Below are 23,888 nucleotides of genomic sequence, written 5' to 3'. Positions count from 1 at the left end.
CATCGCCTGGCTCCACGGACCGCGCCGCCTACGGACCCGTTGGGAAACCCGGGACGACATGCACGACGTTCTCCTCCATCTCGCCCACTGCATGACCCTCGCCCGCAAAGTCCCGGCATTCTGAAAGGACCCCTTAAAGGCCACTGTGCTCCGCGAAGGCCCCGCACAGGACTCCGGGTCCGGCGCGGCCTGGCTCGCGTACCTGTGCCCCGGGCACACCGTGAACCTGGACGGGTGGCCTGGCGCCGCGGACCATGCCGACGACGGCACGATGCCGTGCGGCACCGTGCTCGACTTCCGCTCTCCCGAAGGGGTGCTCCAGTCGCACGCCGACCTGTGGCTGACACCGCTGACCGGAGTCGACGCGGCGGCGTACGGCGGTGTGTGGTCCGAGGTCCTGGACCAGGCCGACCGCGTGCTGCTCGCCCGGGTCGAAGAGGCCGCTGCCGCCGGCGAGGACAGCCCGCTGCAGAACATGCTGGCGATGATGGCCGTGGCCCGGCGGGCCGCCACCAGAGGCGATCTCGCGGTGGCGGCAACGTCCCTCGGGTACTGCGAGACCCTCGCCCAGCGCCTGCAGCCGCGGCCGCCCCGCACGTCCCGGCCCGGTCTTGCACCCACCAGCCGGCTGCCACCCTCCGGGGTCGCGGCCGGTGCCGCGCCACCCGCTCGTACCGGGCCCGGCCCGGGGGGCGGCCTTGCACCCCAATAGTGGTTAGTACAGGTAGTACCTATGTGCGGGTTGTTCCCCCTTCCCCCTGAGAGCAGAGCTCGCAACGCGGGAACCGATCACCTGCCCTCGCCTGTAACGACGGACTGCCGGCGTCCGGCGCGCATGATCCTTCCCGGCTCTGTGCGGCCATCTGCCGCGTTCTGAGGCCCTCCGGGCTCCCGAGTGACGATCAAGGCTCCCAGAGGCGCTCACAGCGCCTCACAGCGCCTCCGGGAGCTGGAGAGCCCCGCTGATGCCCCTGTCTAGCCACCGTCGTCCCGTCATGCTGCGGCTCTCGGCTGTTCCCGGACCGGGCTCTGCTCTCAGGGGGGAGGGATCTACTACCCGCACAGAACCGCTATCTGTACTAACCACTATTGGAGTGCAAGGTTGCTGCCGATCAGCCCTGTCCTCGCCGGGTGCCGGCGCTCCCGGTGAGTCCGCCGTTGCTGCAACCGACTGCACACCGACTGCACGTTGCAGTCCCTTGCACCCTTCCCGGCCTGCACTGTGCAGCGTCCGTTGCGCAACCGGCTGCTGCTCCTGGTGGTGAAGGGTGCAAGGCCGGTTGCTGCACGGGATCGGGGGCTGGGGCGCAGTAATCGCACGACCCGGGCGGCGCAAGGGTGCTGCACGAGCAGCAGGCCGGCCTCGGTCGGGCAGCAACGGGACGCAGCGATGCCCTGTCCGTCCGCTGCAACGGGACGCCGACCGTCGCTCAGCGGCACCGTTTGTTCTGCCCCTCCAGAACAAGCCGGTTTATCTGGTGCTACCGGCGTGGGTGGGGGCCGGGCACAGGAACGGCGCCGCACCTGGGGGTGCGGCACCGTGGTGTTCTTCGCGGGCGGTCGGAGGAAGGCTCAGCCGGTCGGGGCCAGGTTGGCCATCTGCGCGGCGTACCGGGCCCGTCGCTGCTCGGTGAAGCGTTCGGGCTCGGCGGCTTTGATCTCGGGGACGGCCATGACGGCGGAGGAGACCTTGCCGCCGGTCACCAGCGGGTGGATCTGGTATAGGCCGTCTTCGAGGCTCCAGACGAGTCCGCACTCGCGGAGCTCCTTGAAGCCGCGGTTGACGGTGGGCTTGCTCGCGCCCAGCTCCGCGCACATCTCGCTCTGGCTGATCTCGGACTGGAGTGGGCGACGTAACCACGAAACACGCGCCGGTGCAGCTGGCCCCGGCTGCACGGCAGTGATGTCCGGGGTGGAGCCGGGTTCGACGTCGGAGACCCACAACGGGGTGCCGTCGGGAGCGGCGAGGAACTGGATATTGCCACCGAACGTCTTGTGCTTCTGGGAGAACCACAGGTCGTTGCCGTTCTCACGGACGCCCGCGAGGCGGTCGGACTCGATGAGCGTGCCGTCGAGGATCACGTGCGTCATGCCTTCGCGCCTAAAGCGGTTTGGGACGTCGTGCAGGTCGGGGGCCTGGCAGCTGAGGACGTCGATGCCCTCGTGAAGACAGCGGTAGCCAGTGGCCTGGGCAACCAGCTCATCGGTTTCGAACGCCATCACTCGAAGGTTTCCACGATCGCAAGGCTTACCCCGGCCTCCCTCTCACACATCTCGAACGAGCGGTGACGCAGATGATAGGTCTTCAGGAATCCCGAACTGGTTAGACGGGACAAAATCGGCATAGGTTCGTGAAGAAAGGCTCAAGGCCTGAGATTACAGTGACCTGGGAGCACTCAGAGGACTTTGGGGTTGTCCATCACTTGTCCGGCTTGGTCAGTGCCTGGCGTTTCCTCCCGCGCCTGGCGCTGACCCGCCTTCTCGGATTGGCTGTGCGCGCTATCGCGGGTCGGTTGCCTGTTGGTCGCCCAGACGGCCAGCGCGCACGCCGCGAATCCGGCCCCGAGGAGACTGGAGCCCGCCCAGCCGTAGGCGGTGAAGAGGGCGGTGGTCGCTGCTGCGCCGAGGGCGGAGCCGAGTGAGTAGAAGACCATGTAGCTGCCGATGACGCTGCTGACGCGATCCGGATACGCGGCGGTGAGCAGGTGCTGGTTGCTCACATGCACGGCCTGGACCGCGAAGTCGAGAACCACGATTCCGACGATGAGGAGCCACAGTGACCACGACAGCTGCGCGATCGCTGCCCAGGAGAGGATCAGCAGGGCGAGCGCGAGACCGGTGACCGGGGCCGCCCGCCCTGCGTCCGCCCACCGGCCCGCGCGTGCCGCGCCCAGTGCGCCGGCGAGTCCGGCGATGCCGAACAGTCCGATCTGGCTCTCGCTCAGCTGCCACGGCGTGTCCGCCAGCGGCAGGGACAGTCCGCTCCACAGGGTTCCGAACGATGCGAACAAGAAGAACGCGATGAGCCCGCGCGTCAGGGAGACCCGCTGCCCGAACAGTCCGCCGAGCGAGACGACAACCTGCCTGTACCCGGCAGGTGGGCTGGGGCGCTCCTCTGACGGCAGTGCCACGAGGACGAGGGCTGCGAGCCCGAGTGACAGCACCGCGAGCACGGCATAGACGCTCCGCCAGCCCCACACCTCCGCGAGCGTGCCGGTGACGACCCGCGCACCCAGGATGCCGACCACAACACCCGAGGTCACGACACCGATGTTCCGGCCGCGCTCGCCAGGCAGCGAGACCGACGCGGCGTAGGCCACCGTGGTCTGCACCACGACCGCGAACACCCCGGCCGCCGCGAGCCCCGCGAACGCCACCCATGCAGCTGACGCCGAAGCCGTCAGGATCATGCCCACTGCGGTGACCGCCAGATGCAAGGCGATGAGCCGGCGCCTGTCGACCACATCGCCGAGCGGCACCAGCAGCAGCAGCCCTGCCAGATAGCCGAACTGGCCGGTCGCGACGATCCACCCGGTGAGTTCTGCCGGCACACCGAGATCGCGTCCCATCGGCTCCAGAACCGGCTGCGCGGCATAGATGCTTGCCACAGCGACACCACAGACCACTGCGAGCAGTAACCGCCGCCATGCGTTCATTGCACTCCAACCTAATTGGTAGCAGATTGCAACTGATTTACCTTACGGCATGATGGTTTCAATCCGCAACCCATTGGGAGGTGTCATGTCACGCACCACCAAGCGCGCCCCGAGCCTGGACTGGACCGACCGCGACTGCCCGGTCGCCCGCACGCTCGATCTCGTGGGCGACAGGTGGAGCCTTCTCGTCATCCGCGATGCGATGGACGGGGCACGATCGTTCACCGAGTTCCAGCGACGGACCGGCATCGCCCGCAACATCCTCACCGACCGCCTCCGCAAGCTGACCGCTCACGGGCTCCTCGCCCAACGCACCGCACCATCGGGCCGCCGTCAGGAATATGTGCTCACCAACGCCGGCCGCGATCTCTTCCCCGTCATCCTCACCCTGAGACAGTGGGGAGAACGGCACGCCTTCGCCCCCGGCGAGACCCACTCCATCCTTGTCGACCAGCACGGCACCCCTGTGCCTGAAATGATGCCGACCAGCGCCGACGGCACCCCTCTGGACGCCGACACCACCCACGTGCAGAAGACCCGATAGAAAGCAGGCCCACGCCCTTCAGAGGAGGCGGTGGTAGTAGATCAGTAGACCGGGGCAAGTCTTGCGCAGCGTGGTCGGTTCGCATGCCGCCGCGCGGTAAACCGCGCACGTCTGCTGGACAGCGCAGCCACTGTGGACGGGACGTTCTGCGGATGAGGATCCGCACTGCCACCAGCACACCCAGGCTTGGAGGCCGGGTGCGCTGGACGCGCGCTGCTGTGTGGTGGCGGGCCCTCGGGAGCAAGCGCGCCACTACGAGGTATCGGTGGCGCGCTCGTGGCAGGTGCTGCTACCTGTGCCCGCGACGCCGTTCAGGGCCGCGGTCCTGGCCGACGGGTTCTGCCCTACCCGGATCGAGGCCGGCACCGACGCGTTCCCGCTGCGCCCTGCCGAGCTGTTCGCGCGCTGACGACCTAGCGGGTCAGTTCGGCGCGCAGCAGATCCAGGCCCATCGGCCCCAGGTCCAGGGCGTGGTGGTGGAACTGCTTAGGTCGAACGCGGCGCCGTCGCGGCAGCGGGCCGCGTCCCGCGCCTCCAGCCACGCCTTCTCCCCCAGCTTGTAAGCGAGGGCCTGCCCGGGGCGCCCCAGATACCGGTCGATCTCGAACTCGACGAATCCCGGCGGGCCCAGGCGGCAGTACTCGGTGAGGAACTCGCGGCCCAGCAGCGGCGTCCAACGCTCCCCCTCATGGAACCCGGTGCCCGCGGGGATCGGAAGCTGAAGGTGCAGCCCGATGTCCAGCACGACCCGCGCGGCGCGCAGTGCTGCCCGCCGGCCAGCATTCCCAGGCGGTGCGCCGGGTTAGCGAAGTACCCGAGCTCGTCCATGAGCCTCTCGGCGTACTGGCCCCACCCTTCGCGGTGCCCCAAGTGCAGCTCGCACGACAACCGCTGAAATCGGTTGAGGGTGGCGGTGTTGAGGGTCGTCACGCCCAGCTGCAGGTGATGGCCTGGAACAGCTTCGTGGAACATCGTGCTCGGCACTGTCCACGTCGGGATCGGCGTGTCCGGGTCGGCCAATGGCCACCAGACCGTCCCAGGACGCGATAGGTCCTCGCTGGGCGCCAGATAGAAAGCGGGCCCGTTGCTGTGGGTGATCCGGCAGTCGATCCGTCGCAGCGGCGCGGGGATCGTGAAGTGCGTGCCGTCAAGGTCGGCGAGGGCGGCGTTCGCGAGCTCCTGGATCCAGGCGCGGAACGCCGCCGTGTCCGTCATCTGGTATCGCGGGTCTCGGTCGAGCGCCGCCAACACCGCCGGTCGATCTCGCCCCGCAGTTCGGACACCAGGCGCATGCGGGCGGCCGACGGCAGCTGCCGTTGCTGCGCCACGTCGCCGACGCGGCTCAGATACTCGTAGACGACCTGGTCGCTCTCGATCCCCACGAAGTCCCCTCCGGGGTGGGTGCGTTGGATACCCGGGGCACGACGTTAGCGCAGGACAGGTCGGGTGGGGTGGGTCAGACCGGGCGGCACTCCCCCGAGTTCTGCACTTCGGAGCACAGGCCGTGGCCGTGCTCGTGCAGGATGTCGCGGCCGCTCTGCTGGGTGAGGAAGTTCAGGAAGGCCGCCGCGACCGACCCGGCCGGGGGATCGCCGTAGGTGTAGGCGAACTCGGTCTGCCAATAGGGATAGTTCGCCTGCTCGACGCCCTCGGCGGTGGGCCGCCTGCCGTCGATCGTCACCTTGACGAAGTGGTCCGCGCCGTCGTGACCGTCGACGACCGCGGCCTCGCTGTAGCCGAGGGCGCCGGGGTTCGCGGCGACGGTGTCCAGCATGGTGTCGGTGCTGCTGACCTCGCAGCGGCCGTACGCCTTCGCGTCCAGGGCCGCGCAGTCGGTCACGGTGAACTGGGGCGGCTCGCGGCCGTCCAGGACCTTGCGGACCAGGGTGCCACGGGTGCCGGAGCCGGGGTTGCGGTTGACGAGGTGGACGGGGACCTCGTTGCCACCGACCTGCGACCAGTTGCGGACCCGGCCCGCGAAGAGGTCGCGGACCTGGTCCAGTCTCAGGTTCTCCACGCCGGCCTCATTGTTGACGACGAGAGTGAACACGGAGAAGGCGACGGGCCTGGGGATCAGCCGGGGGTGTCCGGCGGAGGCGAGGCCGTCGGTGAAGGCGAGATGGTCGCCTAGGCCCTCGCCGACCGGGATCTTCGCATCCTCGCCCGCCGCGTCCAGGGCGGTGACGCCGTCGGTGCTGCCCCGGAAGGTGTCCCGCTCCAGCGGAATCGCCACGTTCGCCCCCTCGCACCGGTCCAGGTAGTCGTCGGCGGCGGCCCGCACGGCGGGCGCGAAGGCAGTGGACCCGTGCAGGTGCAGGGTGCCCTCGACGCAGTCCAGCGGGGGCCGCCGGTCGTCGCGGAAGAAGAGCGTGAACCCGGCCTGGACGACGACGGCCGCGATCAGGACCCAGATGGCCCACCAGGCGGGCCGCGAAGCGAACACATGGCTCTCGGTCCTGGTCGCCTTCAGCCGGAAGAACTTCACCAGCGGGTCGTACCAGCGGTCGTGCCCGTCGGTCCCCTGGACGACGGGGTCCGGGAAGGTGTCGGTGCTGTGGTCGTCGGGCCAGCGTTCCAGCACGACGAGCACCTTGTACTCCGAGCCTCGGGGCAGCGTCACCTTCGGCAGCCGGATCGTGCCCGTGCGGTCCCCCGCGTTGTTGCTGCGGCGGAAGCCGGGCTTGGCGACGATGCGGAGGTTGTCGCCTTCCGTCACCTCTTCGAAGAAGAAGTCACGCAGCGCGTTGTTGCTCGGATCGGTGAGGACCACGGCCGCGACCCGGCGGTTCCGGAAGGTGACCTTGATGCCATAGGGATCGGCGGGATCGGCCAGATAGTCCTCCGAGACGATCTTGGCCGAGCCGGCGTTCTCGATGCGCAGCAGGACGAACGAGGGGTCCTTGAGCTGGTGGCCGTCGTGCCGCATGTCCGCCAGCACGTCGGCGTACGGCTTGTCGGCGGCGTCCGCGGCCAGGGTGTCCATCTGCACCCGGTAGCCGAGCCGCTTGCGGCCGACGATGGCGAACTCCCACACGAACGCGGCGACGGGGAACCCGAGGCTCAGTATCGCGATCCACTGCTCGACCTGTTCGCTCACAGCCGGGCCCCCCGAATTCCCTTGAGCCGTGAAGTACTTGGCAGGGAGCCCAGGGTGACCAGTGGGGGCCCTGTGTTGCCAGTCACGCCGGAATCCGCCGGGTGATGTTCATCCGGGGGTCATCTGCGCAACGTTCCGTTCGCCGTTCGGGCGGCGTTCCGGGCGTCCGGTACCCCTCTGCCTCGTCGTCCCACCCGTTACTGACTTCGGCTCGTCAAGGTGAGGCTGGGTCGTCGAGGGTCAGGCCGGTGCCCGCTATGAAGCCGTCGAGGCTTTCGGGGCGGTACTGGAGGCGTTTGGCCGGTTGCGTACGAGGGCTTCGAGCCGGTCGAGAGCGACCACGGCGAGGTTGGCCAGACTGCGCTTGACGTGCGCCCATACCCACTCGACGGGGTTCAGGTCCGGCGAGTGGGCGGGCAGCAGGAAAACCGACAGCCAGTCACGCTCGGCAATCAACTCACGCAAAGCGTGGGAGACGTGGGTGTTGAGCCGGTCCCAGACCAGCACGATCGGCGCCTTGACGAGCTGGTGGACGCCGTCGACCAGTGCGATGAAGTCGCGCTCGCCCATGCTGCGGCGCTTGCCTTTGCCCGCGGGGTGGGTGCGCAGGCGGTGGCACAGCCGGGTGCGGAAGCCGCGCCGCATGCGATCAGCCCGGCCACCGACAGGCGACCTGAGCGTCGACCGCTCACCGTCACCTGCGGAGTGTGGCCGCGTCGGCCCCAGGTGCGTCCTTTGGGCGGCTGTCGCGTGAAGCCTGCCTCGTCCTCGAAGCAGATGTAGCCCCCGCAGGCCGCCCAGGCTCTTTTGCCTCGGTCCAGGTCGCCTCCTTCCACAGGGTCACGGCCTGCTCGTCGCGTTCGGCGACCCGCCGCGCAGGGAACTGCGGGCTGAAGCCGAGCCGGTGCATCAGCCTCGTGGCTCCCGAAACGCTGTAGGAGATGTGGAACTTCCTGCCGATCAGCGTGGCTACCCGGGCGGCGGTCCACACCTGGTCCTCCACCCTTCCGTGCGCGGCCGGTCCTTCATCAAGGCATGCGGCCAGCTTCTCCAGACAGCGCGGGGACAGTCGGCATCGCGATCCACTCGGGCCGCGGGAGGCCAGCGCCTGCACGCCGCCGTCCCGCCACAACTGATGCCACTGGTAGGCCGACTTCGGGCTCACCCGCAGGCGCCGTGCCACCTCGGACGGCTTGATCCTCTGCTCGAACAGCTCGGCCGCCTGCATCCGCACCATCTCCCGGCGCTGACGTCCCGCAGGGGTCAGCCCGCCCCCACCCGCATACCTCACACACCACGGAATACAGCCACTACCCGAGGCCCCAGCAGGCACTTCAGGAAAGCTCACCCTGACGAGCCGAAGTCAGTAATGGCTGTACCGGTGGTCCCCATGGCCGGATCACCCGCTGGTACAGGCCGCGCAGCTCACCCGGGTCCACGGCGTCCAGCTCCACCTGCACCGGGTACGGCCGGTCCTTCTCGTCCGCCCCGAAGCCGTCTCAGGCGTGGATCTCCGGGTGGGCGGTGATGAAGTCAGCGGCCCGGGAGTCGGTGGCCTTGCCCCGCAGCACCGGCAGGCCGTACCGGGTGATCAGCCCCTCGTCCAGGCCGATGCGGTGGACCTTCTTCCAGCAGCTGGTCATCTCGACGAAGGAGCGGCTGATGTCCATGCCGCTCGCATCGAAGTCGCCCGACAGCACCAGCACTGCCGGGCGACCCTCCGCCTTGACCCTCGCCTTCACCTTTGCGCGTCATCAGGCGCCCGCGTGGACGTGTGCGGCCCACACCGACGGCAGGTTCGGATACTTCGCCCTGAGCTGCCTGACCGTGCGATGGACCGCCGCCGACGCGCACAACGCACCGGATCGGTCCGCGATCAACTCGCCGTAGAGCTGCTGGCTGAAGGCTGGCGCCACCACGTCGTCGACGCGCCAGAGCGTGCCGACCACCTGAGAGAAACCGGCTATCTGAAAAGCCGCCAACGGGTGGATCGCCTCGTCGGACAGGCGTGCAGTGGTGCGGGCCGTGTCGCAGGCCGACAGGAACGCGAACTCCGCGTTCCGCAGACGCAGCCGGGAAAGGTCCAGCACCCGAAGCGGCGCGCGGTCGTGGTCGTGCAGCGCGAGGTGGCTGTCCGAAGGGTTGTCCGGGTCGCTGTACCCGTGGCAGGCGAAGTGCGCCCAGCCACTGGCCGGCAAGGCGTCGAGAACGGCGTCACGAGTCGCGTCCGCGCCGACCAGGACCGTGGCGCCGGGTATGAGAGCGGCCAGGTGGTCGGCTTCGGCCTGTGCGCCGGGCAGGTCCGGGGCGTCCGGAGTGTGCGGCATCGCGACCACCAGCAGCCGCGGCTCGTTCCGGTCGTCGCGGCGGCCCGCGCGGGCGTGGCCCAGAGCGCGGATCGTCGGCGTCGTCGAGGAGACGACGCGGTCGAGGAGCACAGGTCCGCCGTCGCGGTGGTGGCCCGCCGCGTGCAGGGGGAGCAGGCTGAGCGGCCCGACCGGGGCCCACCAGATCCTTGGCCACGGACCGTCCGCCGCCGGTTCCGCCGTCAGCCCCAGTTCGCCGAGCACAGGGCCCGCGACGGTGTCCCACAGCCACTCGAGCGTGTCGTGGATCGCCTGCTCGGCGGCCAGCCGCCCCTTCGTGAACGCGCTGTGCAGAGCGCGTACGCGGTGGCTCACGGTCTCTTCGCTCAGCCGGTCCAGCGCGCGTGACCGGACCCCGTCCGGAGTGATGATCAGCGCGTCACACCGGTGCCGGCTGACGTTGACGTACACGATCGGGCCCTCGTGTGCCTGCGCGGTGAGGTCGGTGAGCAGCGGGGGCCGTAGGAACCGCTCCATCCCGGGCAGCGCGCGGATCCGGTCGGTCACCGCGTCGAGCTCGTCGGCGAGGGCCACGCGGTCGCTCGTGGTGTCGGTTTCGAACTCCGCGGTGAGCGTCCGGAAGCGTTCGGCCAGCTCGGGTGCCCGCTCGCGCAGGTCGGAAAGATCGCCGCGGCTGTCGAGTGCCTGGGCGGCGAGCACGCAGCGCCCGGATTCGAGCAGGGTCACCGCGCTCACCTCGTCGCCGGCGGCCAGCGCGCACGCGGCCGCGTCGGCGGCGACCCCGGCGAACCGGCCGAGCCAGTACTGGGCATCCTCGCGGCCCAGGCGGCGCCCGGCGAGCCGGGGCAGCAGCCGGACCGCGGCGGCGTACCCCTCGGCGGCCACGTCGAACTGCCCGGCCTCGGCGGCCAGATCGCCCCACCGGTCCGCCGCTTCCGCCCGGCTCTCCGTCGGCGATCCGGCAGACGCCGCGGCCTCCCGGTAGCAGCCGAGTGCCTCGGTCAGCGCGTCGCCGTCGCCGAGGTGCCGGAAGCCGAGCGCCAGGACGTTGGCGACGCGGGTCAGTAAACCCGCCCGGGAATAGGCGTCCTGCTCGGGCCTTTGCGCCGCGCTCCGGGCCAGGCCGACCGCCTCGGCGAGGAGTTGCGGATCCGGCGGCTCCCGTCGCGCTGCGGCGGGTGCGACGGGGTTCGTGCACCAGTCGCCGAGCGCGGCGGCAAGGTTCGCGGTGTACCCGGGCCAGTGGGGGCTGTCCTGCGGCGTCGCGGCCACGGACGCGCGACGCGCGGCGATCGCGTCCCGCAACGCGTTCCGGTCGCCGAACTTCTCGTACGCCATCCCCAGGACACCGCCGAGATTGGCCAGCCGCACTGCCCGGTCCGGGTCGTCGTCCGCCGTCACATCCGCGGCCGCGCGGTGCGCGGCGATCGCCTCGTCGAGCACGCTCGCCTCGCCCGTCCTGATGAACCAGTCGGACAGCATGGCGCCAAGGTTGGAGAGCCGCTGGGCCTGCCCGGCGACCAGGCTCGCGCCGAGGCGGACGGACTCGCGCGCACGGTCGACCGCCTCCGACAGCGCCTGCAGCTCGCCGGTCACCCGGAACCGGTTGTGCAGCACGACGCCGAGGATCCCGAGCGAACGCGGGTGGTCACCCTGCCCGGCGGTGGCCTCGGCGGCACGGCGAGCGACGTCGATCGCGTCCATGACGTGGGCCAGGTCTCCAGTCGCGTGGAACAACGCGTTCAGGTTGACGGCGAGGTTGCCCATGAACTGGACGCGCAGCGGATGGCCCGCCGACGTGCACGCGACCGCCTCCCGCTCGATGATGACGGCCTCCGCGAGCGCGGCGCGGTCCCCGAACTCTTCACCCCGGGTGGCCAGCGCCGCGGCGAAGTGGTCCAGCCGCACGCCCCGACGGGGGTGCCCGGCGGGGGTCGCCGCCGCCGCCGAACGCCCAAGCTCGATCGCCCGCTCGAGCAGGGCCGAGTCCCGGGTCTGCTTGAACTCGGCGGCATACCGGCCGCACACTTCGGCTTCGGTGTCGGCGCGTTCCCAGCCAAGGTTCGATTTCGGGCGCTCGCCGGTGAGCGCGGCCCAGTCTCGTTCCGTGGTCGTCAGCTCGACGAGGTTCTGCGAGTGCCGCGGATCGGTGACCGGGGTGTGGGCCACCAACGTCTGCCGGACCCGAAGCAATTCGGCCAGATCATCCCGCGCTCCGCGAGCCCGGTAGCGGTCGTCGAGAAGGTACGCGAGGATCTTCAACCGGTCGAGCACGTCGGACGACCCGGCCGACGTGTGCTCCACCGCTCGCCGCGCGGCGTCGACGGCTTCCTCCACGACACCGGTCTCCCCGGTCTCATGGGACCAGTCGCGCAGGACGACGGCGAGGCAGTGCAGACTCCTGGCGGTGGACACATCATCGGGGGCGCACTCGGCGGCGGCCCGCGCGTGCTCGGCGGCCTCCGCCAGGGGGGCGAGGTCCTTCGTCACGGTGAACGCCGTCCGCAGCGCGACAACGAGGTTGACCAGGTAGAACGCCTTCTTCGCGGACGGTTCCTCGTCGACGGCCGTCCGGCTCCAGTACAGCGCGTCGGCCAGGGTGCCACGGTCCTGGTTCTGCTGGAACGCGGTGTGCAGCAGCATGCCGATGTTGTTGGCGTAGTTGGCCGAGTCCTCCGGGCTTTCGTACGCCAGGACGTAAGCCTCCATGACTTTGCGGACGGCCTCCCGCAGGAACTCGAAGTCTCCGGTCTGGTGGTAGCGGGTCTGCAGCAGGCCCCCGAGATTGGACAGCACCGAGCAGCGCTCGGCCACGTCCTCGGCGGCCAGCACGGCATGGCCGAGGTCGATCGCCTTCTCGACCGACGCGGGGTCCGCGCTGTGCCGGGCCACCCGGAACGCCTCCCAGAACCGCTCGGCCAGACCGTTCGCGGGCCCGCCGCCCACGCGTCAGTCCTCGTTGCCGTTCGAGGTGCCGGCCGGGCCGCCGGGCGCCTCGTCCGGCTCGGCGACCGTACGTTTCGGGGTGTAGCCGCGTTCCGCGGCCTCCTGCAGCAGCGCCGCCTCTTCGGGCGTGAGCTCGGGTTCATGCGAGAGCTCGGGTTCGTGCGCCATTATCGCTCCTCCCCCGGCACGGCCGCCGGTTCTCCGGCTTCGACGAACTCCAGCACATCGAAGTCTTCCGCCCGCAGCCGCAGGCCCGCCGTCCCGTGCACGCGCGCGCCGAACGCCCCGTCGGCACCCATCACGCGCGCCGATTCGAGGTACAGCTCGGCCGGGTGGGGGTACGAGGAGGCGTACGACCGGTTGCCGTACCAGCCGCCCGCCCAGTTGCCGTCCTTGAGCCGCACGCGCACGAAGCACGGTTCGCGGTCGCGGAACGCGTGGTCCCAGGCGCTGGGCGTGCGCAGGAACCGAGCCTTGCGCCGCTGCCGATCCACCAGGGAAACGGTGACCGCCGCCACGGCCGGCACGACGAGGAACAGCACCACGGCGACGAAGCCGACCACTCGCGGCCGTTCCACGAAGCCGTCCCAGCCGCCGTCGGCGCCTCGAGCCAGGCGAACCAGCGCCGGCCCCGCCACCACTGCGTACAGGGCGTCCAGCGCGATCGACGCGACGATCGCCCGCAGCACCCGCTCACCCAGATCACGCTCACCGGGCACCGGCCCACGGCGGCGTTCCCGGACGAACTGATAGGTGACCCCGGGCAGCACCAGAAGGACGAGCAGAGCGAGCTGCACGACGGTCGCAGGCGCTTGCACTCACCACCCCCCATGTCTCACGGACTCCGCTCGATCAGGCTACTGCGGGACACGCGACATGCGAACCTACAGGTGCGGGCGTGGTGGTCCTGGTCGTAGTGCAGGTGGCAACGCTGGCACAGGGCGCGGAGGTTGGGCCGGGTCGCAGTTCCCCGGCGTGTGGTCGAGGTGCGCGACGGAACGTGGGGAACCGGCCCGTTCGGCAGTGACCTCGCCGCCGACTTTGTTGATGGACTCGAGGGTCTTGCTCCCCAGCAGGTCAACGTGCTCGAGCAGGCATTCCAGCGAGTTGCGAACGCTGGCACACGGGTGGAGGGCGGGGACGGTGTCGAAGCAGTCGCCGCTGCGGCGCTCGTCGCGAGCAGTCAGATCGTGATCGATCCAGAAGACGGGCCAGGAGAGCCACTGCCTGAACTACCAGCAGCGATTCGCGCAATGGCCCGCAAAGCACTGCACCGTGTCCTCCAGGAGGGATCCGAGTTGACTACCGGGTGGGTGGACAGTGCCGACGCCGACCAATGGCGTCAGGAACTCCAGCAGATCCTCGTGCCCTCGACGCAGACGATGATCACTTGCGGTGAGTCCGCCATAACGAGTCAGCCAGAACCCGGCCACCTTCGATTCGACGTTCCGGAGGGCCACGACGCTGAACTCCCCGAGCGGCTGCGCCGCTTGCTGGAGGACGTCACGCCGCGCGTGCCGATGATCGAACCGGACTCGGCTGCCCTGGACATCACCGGGGCGATCCCGTACTGGAAGCGGGACGCCCGAGGGCTGGCCGCGTTGGTCCAGTTGCGCGTGCTCGCCCACTTCGGCCTGCGCAGCTCGGCGGGTTGCGCACCCAACCGGATGCTCGCCGCGATGGCCTGCGCACTGACCCCGCCCGGGCAGCGCACCGTCGTCGACGACTCCCCCGAGGCGATCGCCGACTTCCTGCGCCCGCGCCCGGTCCGGGAACTGCCCGGTGTGGGTGCGAAGACGGCCACGACGCTCGGCGAGTACGGTCTGCACACCGTCGGCGACGTCGTCAATGTCCCCCAGCTCACGCTGCAACGCCTGCTCGGCGCCCGGGCCGGCCGCGCCCTCCACGAGCATGCCCGGGGCCGCGACACCCAGGCCGTCGACCCCACCCCGACCCCGGCGAGCATCAGCGCCGACCGCTTTGCCCGCGACGAGCTCGACCCGGCCGAGCACCGGCGCGCCCTGCTCGCCCTCGCTGACGACCTCGGTGCCCGCCTGCGTAACGCAGATCAAATCGCCAATGGTTTGACCTGCACCATCCGCTATGCCGACCAGAGCTCGACCCGCCGCCGCCGTGCCCTGCCCGAAGCGACTCAGCACACCGTGCTCCTGGCCCGCGCGGCGTACGCGGTCTACGAAGCCCCCGGCCTCCAGCGCGCCCGGGTCCGCAGCATCGCACTGCGCGCCGATGCCCTTCGCCCGGCCCACCGGGCCACGCGACAGCTCACCCTCGACACGCAGGACGACAAACCCCTCGCGATCGAAGCCGTCGCCGATCGCGCCCGTGCCCGCTATGGGCACCACGTGCTTTACCCCGCCGCCCTCGCCGAGCGACATAAGCGCGACAGTCGCGGACGATGGTAGGCATCCTGCGCTACAGAGCCGACAGCATCTCGAAGTCGTCGCCCGCCGCGGGCCACTCAGGCGAGAGGCAGCTGGCCGAGCGGCCGCCCCCGGTCGCTCTGCGCCTCCAGAAGAGAGGCCACTTCCGAGTCCATCGTGAAGGTGGGACCATTCCAGTACGCCGGGACGGCCACGGGTGCGAGGCGCACCTCGGTGCCATGGATGTGCGCGGCGTCGAAGAGGGTCTGCAACACCTGCACGCCCGCCAGGTCCAGCGCGCCGAGACGCACATGTCTCGCCGTCGTACGCTGCGATCGGGCGGAGCCTGTCCAACTGTTCCTGCCAGTGAGGATCGGCGGCCAGCGCGGTCCGGATGGTGGCCTCCAAAACCCATGCACTGTCACGGGAGTTCGGCGAAGGGGTCATGCCCCTGACGGTAGACGCCAGCACTGACATTTCCTTCGGTCGGGTGAATCCCAAGCCAGCAGAGAACCCCGGCGCGTACGAACGCGTACTGACAGACGTGGATCCCATCCAAGAAGCACATGTGGCTGAGCCGGGCCAGGTCGTCATCGACGTGGCGGGCCTGGACGCCGACACCGTGTTCGCCTTCCAGAAGGCGATCGCCCGGACGTGGGCGACCGCGATCTCTGAGAGCACCTTCCGGGATCCGGGCCAGCCCGGCGTTCGGCTGCGTCTGTACGCCGATGACCTGTCGCACCGAACCTTGAGCAGTCTCAGCGAAGTCTGAGCACCAGCTGCGCCGCAGGTGTCCGTTGACAGCGAAGTCAGTCGGACGGATGGCGCTGACCTGCATGGACTGGATTGGGTGGCAAAGCGGCGCAGGGGTCGAGGTCTCCGCGTCGTCGACTGCCGCAGGGACAAATGGATACGGCGTTCCCGGTTTCTGACGCACCGTGATGCGCGCGGTCGTCCCCGTCTGTGGGCGTTGACCGCGTACGTCGTGTCCTGGGGTGTGGCCGTGCTCGTTCAGCTTCTGATGCCTCAGGTACCGGAGGGCGCCCTGGGCAGGGAGGTCCGCATCCGGGATGATGAGCGAGCTGGACACGGCGATCGCCCATGGGGAGTGACAGCTAATGAGAGCGTGTGTGGTCGGGGCCGGCCCCGGGGGAATCGTCACCGCCAAGGTGCTGCTGGAGAACGGCTTCGACGTCACGGTCTTCGACAAGTACCAGCAGGTCGGCGGGATCTGGTCATCAGAGGGCTGCTACGACGGGCTGGCCAACCAGTCCGCGCTCCGCATCTTCGAGTTCGCGGACCTGCCCAACCGCTTGCACTTCGCCAGCGCGGTGGACACGCAACGCTACCTGGAGAACTACGCCGAGATCTTCGGTGTACTGGACCGCGTCCGGCCCGGTACCGAGGTGATCTCCATCCGGCCGGTGGAGGGGCCCGGGCGGGTGGGCGCCTCCGGCTGGTCGGTCGACTCCCGGCCCACCGGGGACAAGGCGGCGGACGTTCATCGCGAGACTTTCGACTATGTCGTTGTCGCCAGTGGGGCTCATCATCATGCCCAACTGCCCGAGCTGCCCGGGCGTGAGTCGTTCCGCGGGACCGTGCTGCACTCCAACGAGGTGCGGGCCGGGACATTCGCCGGCCGGCGCGTGGTCGTCGTGGGCGGCGGCAAGTCCGCATTGGACTTGATCACCCGCGCCGCACACGAGGCGGCCTCGGCCACGATCGTGCAGCGCAAGGTGAACTGGATGATCCCCGAGCGGTTCCTGCTCGGTCTGGTCAACTACAAGTGGATCCTGTTCACCCGGCTCGGTGAGGCGCTCCTGCCCCGCTACCACGATCCGGCCTGCGTCCGTCCGATCGACCGCATCGACGAGCGGGTCAAGCGGGCTCTGTGGTGGCTCATCACCCGCGACGTGCTGCTTTCCACCGGGCTGTACCGGCTGCCGAGGCGGCTGCGGCCCGCTCACGCGCTCCCCTTCCATCTGGCCCACGCGGGAGTGATGCCACGCGGCTACGTGCGGGCCGTCCGCCGCGGCCTGATCGCCCCCAAGGTCAGTGCCGTCGAGGCGTATACCGACAAGGGGCTCCGACTGGCGACCGGCGAGGAAGTGGCGGCAGACGTCATCGTGTTCGCCACAGGGCACCACAAAGTCTTCCCGTTCCTGGACTCGAGCGTGCGCGTGCACGATGACGACGGGCGGCTGCGGCTCTACCGAGGCATCGTGCCACCCGGCGCCGACCGGCTCGGGTTCGTCGGTTTCCGGCAGGTCTTCAACAACATCATGGGCGTGGAACTCACCGCGCACTGGCTGACCAGCCATTTCCGGGCGACGCTGCGCACCACCCCGGACGAGCAGGGGATGCGGGAGGCCATCGACGCTTGCCTGGCCTGGCAGGAGCAGGTACTGCCAGGCTCCGGCGGCTACGACTTCGGCCCCTACGACATCCACTGCGCGGACGAACTCCTGCACGACATGGGGTTGCCATCCCGCCGCGCCGGCAACCTGCTGGCCGAATACCTGCTTCCCGGCGGAGTGGCACACCGCTACGCGGGCCTGACTCGATCGAGTTCGGCGAAATGAATGCAGAGCATGAGCGGCCCGACGCTCGGCGAGCCGCTGCCGAGGAACGCCTCAAGGCTCTCAAGAACTTCCGGGCTATCGCGACGCGGTTCGACAAACGCGCCTACGTCTTCCACGGCACCGTCACCGTTGTCTCGATCCGGCTCTGACTTCGGTCGTGATCCACCGAGGACCTAGTAATACCCCTTCGCCCCGTCGAGTAGCTCCCTCACGATGTCCGCATGCCGTCCGGTCTCCTCGACGAGATGGATGAGCATCCAGCGGAGGTTAGCGTTGCCGGAGCGGTTGCCGGGGTGGCGGCCGACGTCGTCCAGGGAGGCCGCAGCCACGATTTCGTTACTTCGGGTGACACTGGGCCTCGTACTCCGCGAGCAGCTGCTTCAGCGGGATGCCGTCGGTACGCCAGTTCGCGTCCTCGTCCGTCTCGTCAAAGGACGGGTTCTGCGTCTTGTCGCCGCCCAGAAACAGCACCTCCAGCCAGGTGTGCTCGACCCACCGCATATGGCTGATGAGGCCAGCCATCGTCATCGCCGGCGAGGTCGGGATGACAGAGCGGTGCGCGTCGGCCTCGCTCAGACCATCGCACTTCCATCTCAGGATCTGCCGTTGCAGATCCAGCCAGCCGATGAGCGCGGTGCGCTCGTCCGCCTGCAAGGGAGGACGCTCAAGTGAAGGTGCCATGCCTGCGGACGTTAGGCGCTCGATCTCCGGCTGTCGCCTGACCTTCGGCACAAGATCCGCCGGACAGATCTTAAGAGGTCGTTTCTTTTGATGGTTCTCGGGTCGAGCTATGCAGGGATACTGCTGGGGTGCTGTTGACGTGGATCGCTGAGGTGGCGGACGAGCCTCTGGTGCTGGAGCCGGCTGACCGGCGGGTGGAATGGGAGACCAACGCCTGGTCGCTGGGTGCGGCTGAGGAGGACAGGAGTTCGTTGTCCGTCGCCGAGGTGGTGGCTGCCTTCAAGCGGACTGCTGCTGCCATCCGGGAACGCATTCGCGATCTGGGCTTTTCTGGGGTGGCGACTTTCTACGTCTGGCACGACGAGCAGGCGGGGCAGCTCCGTTGCTCGACCGCTTCTGTGGCCCCGGATGCGTTGCCTTCAGCGGTACCTATGTGGCTTCCGACGACCTCGGTCCGGTCGTCGAAGGATTTCTGGCCGACAGCGAGCCAGGCTTCGTCACCTGGTCGGACCCGGACGACGCACAGAGCCTGTCGGAGCAGACCGAGACCGAGCCGGAGATCAGGCCCTTCGGTGTCTGGGTCAGCTCAGTGTCGGAGCCTCACGCTGACTGGTCCTGCCCGTCCACACGGACGAGTCGGCGGTGGCAGATGAGGGCGGCGGCTATGCCGGTGAAGGCGAGGAAGTGTTCTGCCTTGCGTTCGTAGCGGCGGTGGAGTCGGCGGCAGCCAACGAGCCAGGACACGGTCCTCTCAACAACCAATCGGTGGCGGCCGAGCCGCTGTGAGGACTCGATCCCTTTGCGGGCGATGCGGTGGCGGATGCCGCGCTTGCGGAGCCAACGGCGCAGGTGGTCATAGTCGTAGCCCTTGTCGGCGTGCAGCTTCGCCGGGCGGCGGCGACGGGGTCCGCGGGGAGAACGTATGGGCGGGATACCACGCACGAGCGGCTGAAGGCCCTGGCTGTCGTGCATGTTGGCAGCCGAGATGCCCAGCGACAGCGGGAGTCCGTTCCGGTCCGTGAGTAGGTGGATCTTCGATCCCAGCTTGCCGCGGTCGGTCGGATCCGGTCCAGTCAGTGGCCCCCTTTTGCAGCCCGGAGGCTGACGGAGTCGATCGCGCACCGCGACCAGTCGAGCTCGCCGCGGGCGCCGAGTTCGTCGAGGACGACGCGGTGGAGCCTTGCCCAGACGCGAGCCCGGCTCCACTGAGCGAACCGTCGGTAGACCGTCTGCCAGCTCGGACCGAACACCGGCGGGAGCTGCCGCCAGGTGCAGCCCGAGGTGGCCACGAAGATGATCGCGGCCAGGGACTCGCGGTCACCGGCCCGCCGCCGGCCCCCGCCCTGCGGACGTATCACCTCCGTTGGCGGCACCACCCGCCGAAACAGCACCCACAACTCGTCCGGCACCAGACGCTCAACCAGATCCGTCATGCACGGTTCAACGAACGGTCACACCATAAGAAACGATGCCTTACTTGGACACAAGTGCCAACTACCGTACTCAGTCACACCAGGGCAAGGGAGGGGTTGGCTCTGTTCCGCGGCAGCAAGGCAAGATCGGTCGTGTGATACGCGATCCTCATGACGATGCCGAGTTGCTGGCCCTGGTTCGCCGCTATGTCACGCCCGAGCGGCGTTATCTGAAGCTCGGCGGCAGCTTGCTGCGCATGCAAAGTCCTGAGTGCGACCGATTCATGCGAGATCTCTGTGAGGACGCGGGACTCATCACCCTGGATGAGATCACCACGCTTCTTGAGGGCAGTTGGAGAGAACGGAGAACTGCGGCTTGGCTCGTAGCTGTCTCCCGCCGGACCGAGTTCCGTGAGCGCCTCGGGGAACTCCTGCTGGCCAGCGAGGTCTGCTGTGTTGGGCTGGCCTACAGCGTGGCCCTGGCCAGTTTCGGCACGGCGCGCGACGCTGATCTGCTCGCCGCCTACCTGGATCGCTACCTCTGCCGCCCTGACCTCGCATACGACCAAACCGTCGTAATGGGCGCTCTCCACTTCATCGACCTGAACCTAGGAGGTGGCCACGCCGACCGCTTCCGGGAACCGGGCGGCCTGTGGCAGCAGTGGCTCCACGATGCACCTCACATGCAGGGCGACTCGGACCCCATCCCCTTCTTCTTGAGCCTCATCCGTCGGCTCTGCGCGTTCGTCGACGAATGCGCCGAGGCGCTATGACCGCCCCCATCTCGTGGTGGTCTCTCTTGTCCATGGCCGCCGCCCGGGAGAGCGGTCAGGTCCGTGTGCGGGATGCGATGTAGTCGAGCCAGTCGCGTCTGGCGTATCCGGTCCAGCGGGTGGCGTTACTGATGCTGGTGCCGGTGAAGTCGGCGAGGACGGACGCTGGCAGGTCTGTAGCCAGCGCGAGACTGCATTGTTGCGGCCGGCGCGAGGCGCGATGCCGTGTCGGCGAAGCTTCAAATTGAGATAGGTGGCTCCGAGAGGGCGAGCAGGCTCCTGGCCGGGGAACAGCCACGGTGTTGTGCTGGCTGTCTGATCGAGCTGCCAGCGTGCCTGGCACTGGTCGCGTAGCGCACGGACCAACCGGGCGACTTCGGGCGGCAGCGGAAGACGATGGCCTGCGAGGTTGAGCGCCACCATCGCGTTGTCGTCTATGACGTCGCGCACGGTGAGTTCGAGCAGTTCTGGCGGGGTGGCAGGTCGGGCAGTTCGGGGTCCTTGATCAGGCCGTGCGCCACATCGATACGGAAGCCGTCCACGGCCCGGCTGAACCAGAACCGCAGGATCGACTCGAACTCCTCCCGCACTTCCGGGTGTTGCCAGTTGAGGTCGGGCTGCTCCGGAGCGAACAGGTGCAGGTACCACTCGCCGTCGGGCAGCCGGGTCCAGGCGGGGCCGCCGAAGACCGACACCCAGTTGTTGGGCGGCTGGGTGCCGTCGGGACCGCGGCCGGGGCGGAAGATGTAGCGCTCCCGCTCCGGGCTGCCGGGGCCGGCGGCCAGCGCCGCCTGGAACCAGGCGTGTTGGTCCGAAGTGTGGTTCGGGACGATGTCCGGGATGACGCGGATCCCGTACCCGTGTGCCTCCTCGATGAGCTGCTCGGCCTCAGCGACGGTGCCGAACAGCGGGTCGATCTCGCGGAAGTCGGCCACGTCGTAACCGTGGTCCGCCATCGGGGACTTGTACCAGGGGTTGATCCAGAGGGCCTCCACACAGAGTGACTTGAGGCACGGCAGACGGGAGCGGAGGCCGGCGATGTCGCCGACGCCGTCACCGTTGCCGTCGGCGAAGCTGCGGATATAGACCTGGTAGATGACGGCGCTGCGCCACCACGGTGCGGTGTTACCGGTTGTCGGCATGCGGTTGTGCGACTCCTTCGGTGGGGGCGCGGGGCGGGTCGCTAGGGTTCGCCCGCCGCTACTCCTTGACGGCTCCGGCGTTGGCGCCCCGGACGAAGTACCGCTGGAAGCAGAAGAACAGCACCGCCACCGGCAGCGTCGACAGCAGGGCCGCCGCCAGTTTCAGCGGGTACTGGGTGCCGCTGCCCAGGCCACCGGAGACGAACCGGGCCAGTCCGGTCGTCAGGGTCTCGTACTGGGCGGACTGGGTGGCGACCAGGAAGTGGGTGAACTCGTTCCAGGAGCCCTGGAACGACAGGATGGTCAGGGTGATCAGGGCGGGCCGGGCCATCGGCAGGACCACCGACCAGAAGGTGCGGAACACCCCGGCGCCGTCCACCCGCGCGGCTTCCTCCACTTCCCGCGGGATGGACTCGAAGAACTACTTCATCAGGAAGATGCCGCCCGCGCCCACCAGCATCGGCAGGATCATGCCGGTGTAGGTGTCGAAGAGCCCGAGGGTGTTGAGCACCAGGAACCGCGGGATCAGCAGGGCGATGCCGGGCACCGCCATCACGGCGATGACGAAGCCGAACAGCAGCGTGCGTCCCCGGAAGCGCAGCCGGGCCAGCGCGTACCCGGCCACGGAGTCGAACAGCACATGCCCGGCCGTGACCACGACGGCGACGAACGTCGAGTTGCCCAGCCAGCGCAGGAAGGGGACGCCGTCCCCGTTCTGGCTCGGCCCGAACAGTCGCTGGTAGGAGGCGGTCGTCGGCGGCGACGGGATCAGTCCGAGGGGGTGGGCCGCCGCGTCCGGGTCCGTCTTGAACCCGGTAACGAGCTCACGATGAGGAATACTGACAGGGCTACTCCAGCTACCGTGAAAAGGGCGGCAAATAGCATCCACCTCTTCACTGCTGCGCGCTGTTCCAGCGACCATCCAACCTTTGGCATTTACGATCCCCTTCTTCCTCGACCCTGCGGCGGGGCGCTGGCATGCCCCGCCGCAGGGTCCCGATCTCTCTAGCCTCCGCTAACAGCGTTGGAGGCAATCTGTCCGGCACTCCATGAAATCGCGTAGCATCCAGCGGTGACTCCCAACGAGCCTCCCACCGTCGCTGGGCTGACGCAGCGACTGCCGTTCCGCACGCAGCCCCAGCATGTCCACCCACTACTACTCCAGCAGCGTCGCCCCACAGCGCTCGAGTATCTCCTTGTGCCAGGTGGGCGATACCTGTAATGGCATCTCCGACCGGCCCCAGAGCGTCTATGAGTCCGAGTCCGGACGGATCGATATTGTTGATGGGATCGCCGCCCGCATAAAGGTACGGATTCTTCTCCTAGGGGTCGGGCTGGGTGAAGCGGCCGAGGGTGGGGTCGTAGTAGCGGTGCCCCATCTTGTACAGGCCCGTCGGGTCCAGGTAGGCGCCGGTGTAGCGGTGCGGCTGGGGGGCGGCCGGGAGTCGGTCGACAAGGCCCGGGCGGCGCGGGGCGAGACGGGCGACGCGGACTCGCAGGAGGCGCCAGCCACACCGGGCAAGAAGGCCACGGTGAGGAAGACGCCGGGGAAGGCGACCGCCCGGGCGGCGTCCTCGAGGAACGCCGGGCGATCGGGCGATCGGCGAGGTACACCAGCACGCTGACCTGCCGTGGTCGGGCCCGTGGTCGGGGCGTCCCGGTCCGTGGTCGGCCTGCGGCTGGACCTACCCGGTGCGGACGCGGTCGGGGAGCTCCGGCGGGAAGTGCCGCTCCAGGACCTCCGCCCACCGGTGCAGGACGACGAACCCGGTCGTGTCGGCCTGCGCCGATGCGCATGTCCGAAAAGCCGGTGCACGCCCCCTGGCGCCACCGCCAAAGGCCCGGGTGATCGTCTCGCCCGCTTCAGCCGACAGGCTGCTCCAGCTTCCTGGGGATCCCACGCCCGAGACGGGGCCCTGCTCTCTGCTCAGGACCCCGCACGGCGCCAGCCTGAACGGGCCAGCTCATCAGCCATCGATGACCGCGCCACCTCGCTGCTGACCAGGGGCTACAGCCCTAACCGACGCAGTACCGGACGCCGTGATCACCGCCACGGCTGATGCTTGTTCCGGAGACACCACGTTCAGCAGCACCAGAGCACACAGCACGCCTTGAAGTGATCGCAATGCCGCCGACGAGCAGCATCCGACGCCGCTGGATGGAGGGGACTAAGAACTCCTAACAGAAAGAATGCGTCGTCTGTAGCGTGGCTGGTTCCTTCGCGGCCCGATACCAAGGTGTCCTAGATGATCTATTCCAAGGGGTCAGCGATCGTAGGCGATCAGTGAGCGTAGAACGGTTTGTCCGGTGGCGTCGTTGTGCCAGATCGCGGCGGTCAGCGCGAGAA

At 68.9% G+C, this 23,888-nt stretch carries 19 protein-coding genes and 7 pseudogenes; 8 read left to right on the top strand and 18 right to left on the bottom strand.

The window, feature by feature from the left end; genetic code table 11:
- Both AOQ53_RS45285 and AOQ53_RS46625 read left to right on the top strand, forming a co-directional pair.
- Positions 1 to 124 (top strand): annotated as a pseudogene (locus AOQ53_RS45285) (IS5/IS1182 family transposase); the annotation flags it as partial.
- Positions 125 to 145: 21 nt separating this feature from the next.
- The gene (locus AOQ53_RS46625; protein WP_236711841.1) at positions 146 to 712 is read left to right on the top strand and encodes a hypothetical protein; all 567 of its coding nucleotides are present in this window, start codon (positions 146 to 148) and stop codon (positions 710 to 712) included.
- 860 nt (positions 713 to 1,572) lie between these two features.
- Here AOQ53_RS46625 and AOQ53_RS45280 read toward each other — a convergent pair.
- Together AOQ53_RS45280 and AOQ53_RS27230 are read right to left on the bottom strand one after the other, a co-directional pair.
- A complete protein-coding gene (locus AOQ53_RS45280; RefSeq protein WP_174523355.1) occupies positions 1,573 to 2,091 on the bottom strand; it encodes a winged helix-turn-helix domain-containing protein in 519 nt (172 codons plus the stop codon).
- A gap of 305 nt (positions 2,092 to 2,396) precedes the next feature.
- Positions 2,397 to 3,656: an MFS transporter gene (locus AOQ53_RS27230; protein WP_059421229.1), complete on the bottom strand. Its 1,260-nt coding sequence runs from the start codon at positions 3,654 to 3,656 to the stop codon at positions 2,397 to 2,399.
- An 85-nt stretch (positions 3,657 to 3,741) separates the two neighbouring features.
- On the opposite strand from AOQ53_RS27230, the gene AOQ53_RS27225 reads away from it, so the two are divergent.
- The gene (locus AOQ53_RS27225) at positions 3,742 to 4,200 is read left to right on the top strand and encodes a winged helix-turn-helix transcriptional regulator (protein WP_059421226.1); all 459 of its coding nucleotides are present in this window, start codon (positions 3,742 to 3,744) and stop codon (positions 4,198 to 4,200) included.
- 421 nt (positions 4,201 to 4,621) lie between these two features.
- Here the strand turns inward: AOQ53_RS27225 and AOQ53_RS47475 are convergent, their stop codons facing one another.
- From AOQ53_RS47475 to AOQ53_RS27185, 9 genes and pseudogenes are all read right to left on the bottom strand, one after another.
- Positions 4,622 to 4,945 carry a DUF885 family protein gene (locus tag AOQ53_RS47475; protein WP_269085473.1) on the bottom strand — a complete coding sequence of 108 codons (324 nt, stop codon included), beginning with the start codon at positions 4,943 to 4,945 and terminating at the stop codon, positions 4,622 to 4,624.
- Positions 4,946 to 5,031: 86 nt separating this feature from the next.
- Positions 5,032 to 5,415 (bottom strand): annotated as a pseudogene (locus AOQ53_RS47470) (DUF885 family protein); the annotation flags it as partial.
- Positions 5,412 to 5,582 (bottom strand): hypothetical protein, encoded by a 171-nt coding sequence (locus AOQ53_RS44890; protein ID WP_167745768.1) that lies wholly within the window; start codon positions 5,580 to 5,582, stop codon positions 5,412 to 5,414. The gene AOQ53_RS44890 and the pseudogene AOQ53_RS47470, both read right to left, overlap by 4 nt.
- Positions 5,583 to 5,656: 74 nt before the next feature.
- Positions 5,657 to 7,297: a substrate-binding domain-containing protein gene (locus AOQ53_RS27210; RefSeq protein ID WP_059421222.1), complete on the bottom strand. Its 1,641-nt coding sequence runs from the start codon at positions 7,295 to 7,297 to the stop codon at positions 5,657 to 5,659.
- Positions 7,298 to 7,511: 214 nt separating this feature from the next.
- Positions 7,512 to 8,588: pseudogene (locus AOQ53_RS48415) on the bottom strand (IS630 family transposase).
- A gap of 208 nt (positions 8,589 to 8,796) precedes the next feature.
- Positions 8,797 to 9,039, bottom strand: coding sequence for a hypothetical protein (locus AOQ53_RS27195; protein WP_148640384.1), 243 nt, complete (start codon positions 9,037 to 9,039; stop codon positions 8,797 to 8,799).
- Between the two features lie 12 nt (positions 9,040 to 9,051).
- Entirely contained in the window at positions 9,052 to 12,570 is a 3,519-nt protein-coding gene (locus AOQ53_RS27190) for a CHAT domain-containing protein (protein ID WP_059421218.1), read from the bottom strand.
- A gap of 3 nt (positions 12,571 to 12,573) precedes the next feature.
- Complete coding sequence (locus AOQ53_RS44885) at positions 12,574 to 12,738, bottom strand: hypothetical protein (protein WP_167745770.1); 165 nt, start codon at positions 12,736 to 12,738, stop codon at positions 12,574 to 12,576.
- On the bottom strand, positions 12,738 to 13,388 hold the full coding sequence (locus AOQ53_RS27185) for a DUF6338 family protein (RefSeq protein WP_059421216.1): 651 nt from the start codon (positions 13,386 to 13,388) through the stop codon (positions 12,738 to 12,740). The genes AOQ53_RS44885 and AOQ53_RS27185 overlap by 1 nt, the downstream gene beginning before the upstream one ends.
- A gap of 159 nt (positions 13,389 to 13,547) precedes the next feature.
- Here AOQ53_RS27185 and AOQ53_RS27180 point away from each other — a divergent pair, with 159 nt between their 5' ends.
- Entirely contained in the window at positions 13,548 to 14,993 is a 1,446-nt protein-coding gene (locus AOQ53_RS27180; RefSeq protein WP_167745769.1) for a DUF4259 domain-containing protein, read from the top strand.
- A gap of 56 nt (positions 14,994 to 15,049) precedes the next feature.
- Here AOQ53_RS27180 and AOQ53_RS27175 read toward each other — a convergent pair whose 3' ends face one another.
- Positions 15,050 to 15,262, bottom strand: coding sequence for a hypothetical protein (locus AOQ53_RS27175; protein WP_059421214.1), 213 nt, complete (start codon positions 15,260 to 15,262; stop codon positions 15,050 to 15,052).
- A gap of 134 nt (positions 15,263 to 15,396) precedes the next feature.
- On the opposite strand from AOQ53_RS27175, the gene AOQ53_RS27170 reads away from it, so the two are divergent.
- From AOQ53_RS27170 to AOQ53_RS48160, 3 genes and pseudogenes are all read left to right on the top strand, one after another.
- Positions 15,397 to 15,723, top strand: coding sequence for a DUF6207 family protein (locus AOQ53_RS27170; protein ID WP_236711840.1), 327 nt, complete (start codon positions 15,397 to 15,399; stop codon positions 15,721 to 15,723).
- Between the two features lie 346 nt (positions 15,724 to 16,069).
- Positions 16,070 to 17,533, top strand: a complete 1,464-nt coding sequence (locus AOQ53_RS27165) for a flavin-containing monooxygenase (protein WP_078945534.1) — start codon at positions 16,070 to 16,072, stop codon at positions 17,531 to 17,533.
- Positions 17,534 to 17,589: 56 nt separating this feature from the next.
- Positions 17,590 to 17,682, top strand: a pseudogene (locus AOQ53_RS48160) (IS5/IS1182 family transposase); the annotation flags it as partial.
- Positions 17,683 to 17,706: 24 nt separating this feature from the next.
- On the opposite strand, the pseudogene AOQ53_RS27160 reads toward AOQ53_RS48160, so the two are convergent.
- Together AOQ53_RS27160 and AOQ53_RS41700 are read right to left on the bottom strand one after the other, a co-directional pair.
- Positions 17,707 to 18,214: pseudogene (locus tag AOQ53_RS27160) on the bottom strand (DinB family protein).
- Positions 18,215 to 18,814: 600 nt separating this feature from the next.
- A protein-coding gene (locus tag AOQ53_RS41700) for an IS5 family transposase (protein ID WP_408055192.1) occupies positions 18,815 to 19,647 on the bottom strand; the annotation gives its coding sequence in 2 pieces (ribosomal slippage) (positions 18,815 to 19,290 and positions 19,290 to 19,647; 834 coding nt in all).
- Between the two features lie 134 nt (positions 19,648 to 19,781).
- Here AOQ53_RS41700 and AOQ53_RS27145 point away from each other — a divergent pair.
- On the top strand, positions 19,782 to 20,399 hold the full coding sequence (locus AOQ53_RS27145; protein WP_059421207.1) for a DUF6000 family protein: 618 nt from the start codon (positions 19,782 to 19,784) through the stop codon (positions 20,397 to 20,399).
- 479 nt (positions 20,400 to 20,878) lie between these two features.
- On the opposite strand, the pseudogene AOQ53_RS27140 reads toward AOQ53_RS27145, so the two are convergent.
- The 4 genes and pseudogenes from AOQ53_RS27140 to AOQ53_RS41690 all read right to left on the bottom strand — a co-directional run.
- Positions 20,879 to 21,541: pseudogene (locus tag AOQ53_RS27140) on the bottom strand (alpha-amylase family glycosyl hydrolase); the annotation flags it as partial.
- Positions 21,542 to 21,599: 58 nt separating this feature from the next.
- Entirely contained in the window at positions 21,600 to 21,938 is a 339-nt protein-coding gene (locus AOQ53_RS46615) for a carbohydrate ABC transporter permease (RefSeq protein ID WP_236711839.1), read from the bottom strand.
- A 24-nt stretch (positions 21,939 to 21,962) separates the two neighbouring features.
- The gene (locus tag AOQ53_RS46610; RefSeq protein WP_236711838.1) at positions 21,963 to 22,463 is read right to left on the bottom strand and encodes a carbohydrate ABC transporter permease; all 501 of its coding nucleotides are present in this window, start codon (positions 22,461 to 22,463) and stop codon (positions 21,963 to 21,965) included.
- 336 nt (positions 22,464 to 22,799) lie between these two features.
- Positions 22,800 to 22,974: pseudogene (locus AOQ53_RS41690) on the bottom strand (RHS repeat-associated core domain-containing protein); the annotation flags it as partial.
- Positions 22,975 to 23,888: the final 914 nt, after the last annotated feature.

The sequence above is a fragment of the Streptomyces azureus genome (assembly GCF_001270025.1).
In the GTDB taxonomy this organism is placed as follows: domain Bacteria; phylum Actinomycetota; class Actinomycetes; order Streptomycetales; family Streptomycetaceae; genus Streptomyces; species Streptomyces azureus.
Note: the sequence above shows the minus strand (reverse complement) of the source record. Positions and strands in the feature narration are given on the sequence as shown.

Bases quoted from the DNA above. Each gene is read 5' to 3' on its own strand.
- AOQ53_RS45280 (WP_174523355.1), bottom strand. From the start codon at position 2,091: ATGACGCACGTGATCCTCGACGGCACGCTCATCGAGTCCGACCGCCTC.
- AOQ53_RS27230 (WP_059421229.1), bottom strand. From the start codon at position 3,656: ATGAACGCATGGCGGCGGTTACTGCTCGCAGTGGTCTGTGGTGTCGCT.
- AOQ53_RS27225 (WP_059421226.1), top strand. From the start codon at position 3,742: ATGTCACGCACCACCAAGCGCGCCCCGAGCCTGGACTGGACCGACCGC.
- AOQ53_RS44885 (WP_167745770.1), bottom strand. From the start codon at position 12,738: ATGGCGCACGAACCCGAGCTCTCGCATGAACCCGAGCTCACGCCCGAA.
- AOQ53_RS27170 (WP_236711840.1), top strand. From the start codon at position 15,397: ATGCCCCTGACGGTAGACGCCAGCACTGACATTTCCTTCGGTCGGGTG.
- AOQ53_RS27165 (WP_078945534.1), top strand. From the start codon at position 16,070: ATGAGAGCGTGTGTGGTCGGGGCCGGCCCCGGGGGAATCGTCACCGCC.
- AOQ53_RS46610 (WP_236711838.1), bottom strand. From the start codon at position 22,463: ATGGTCGCTGGAACAGCGCGCAGCAGTGAAGAGGTGGATGCTATTTGC.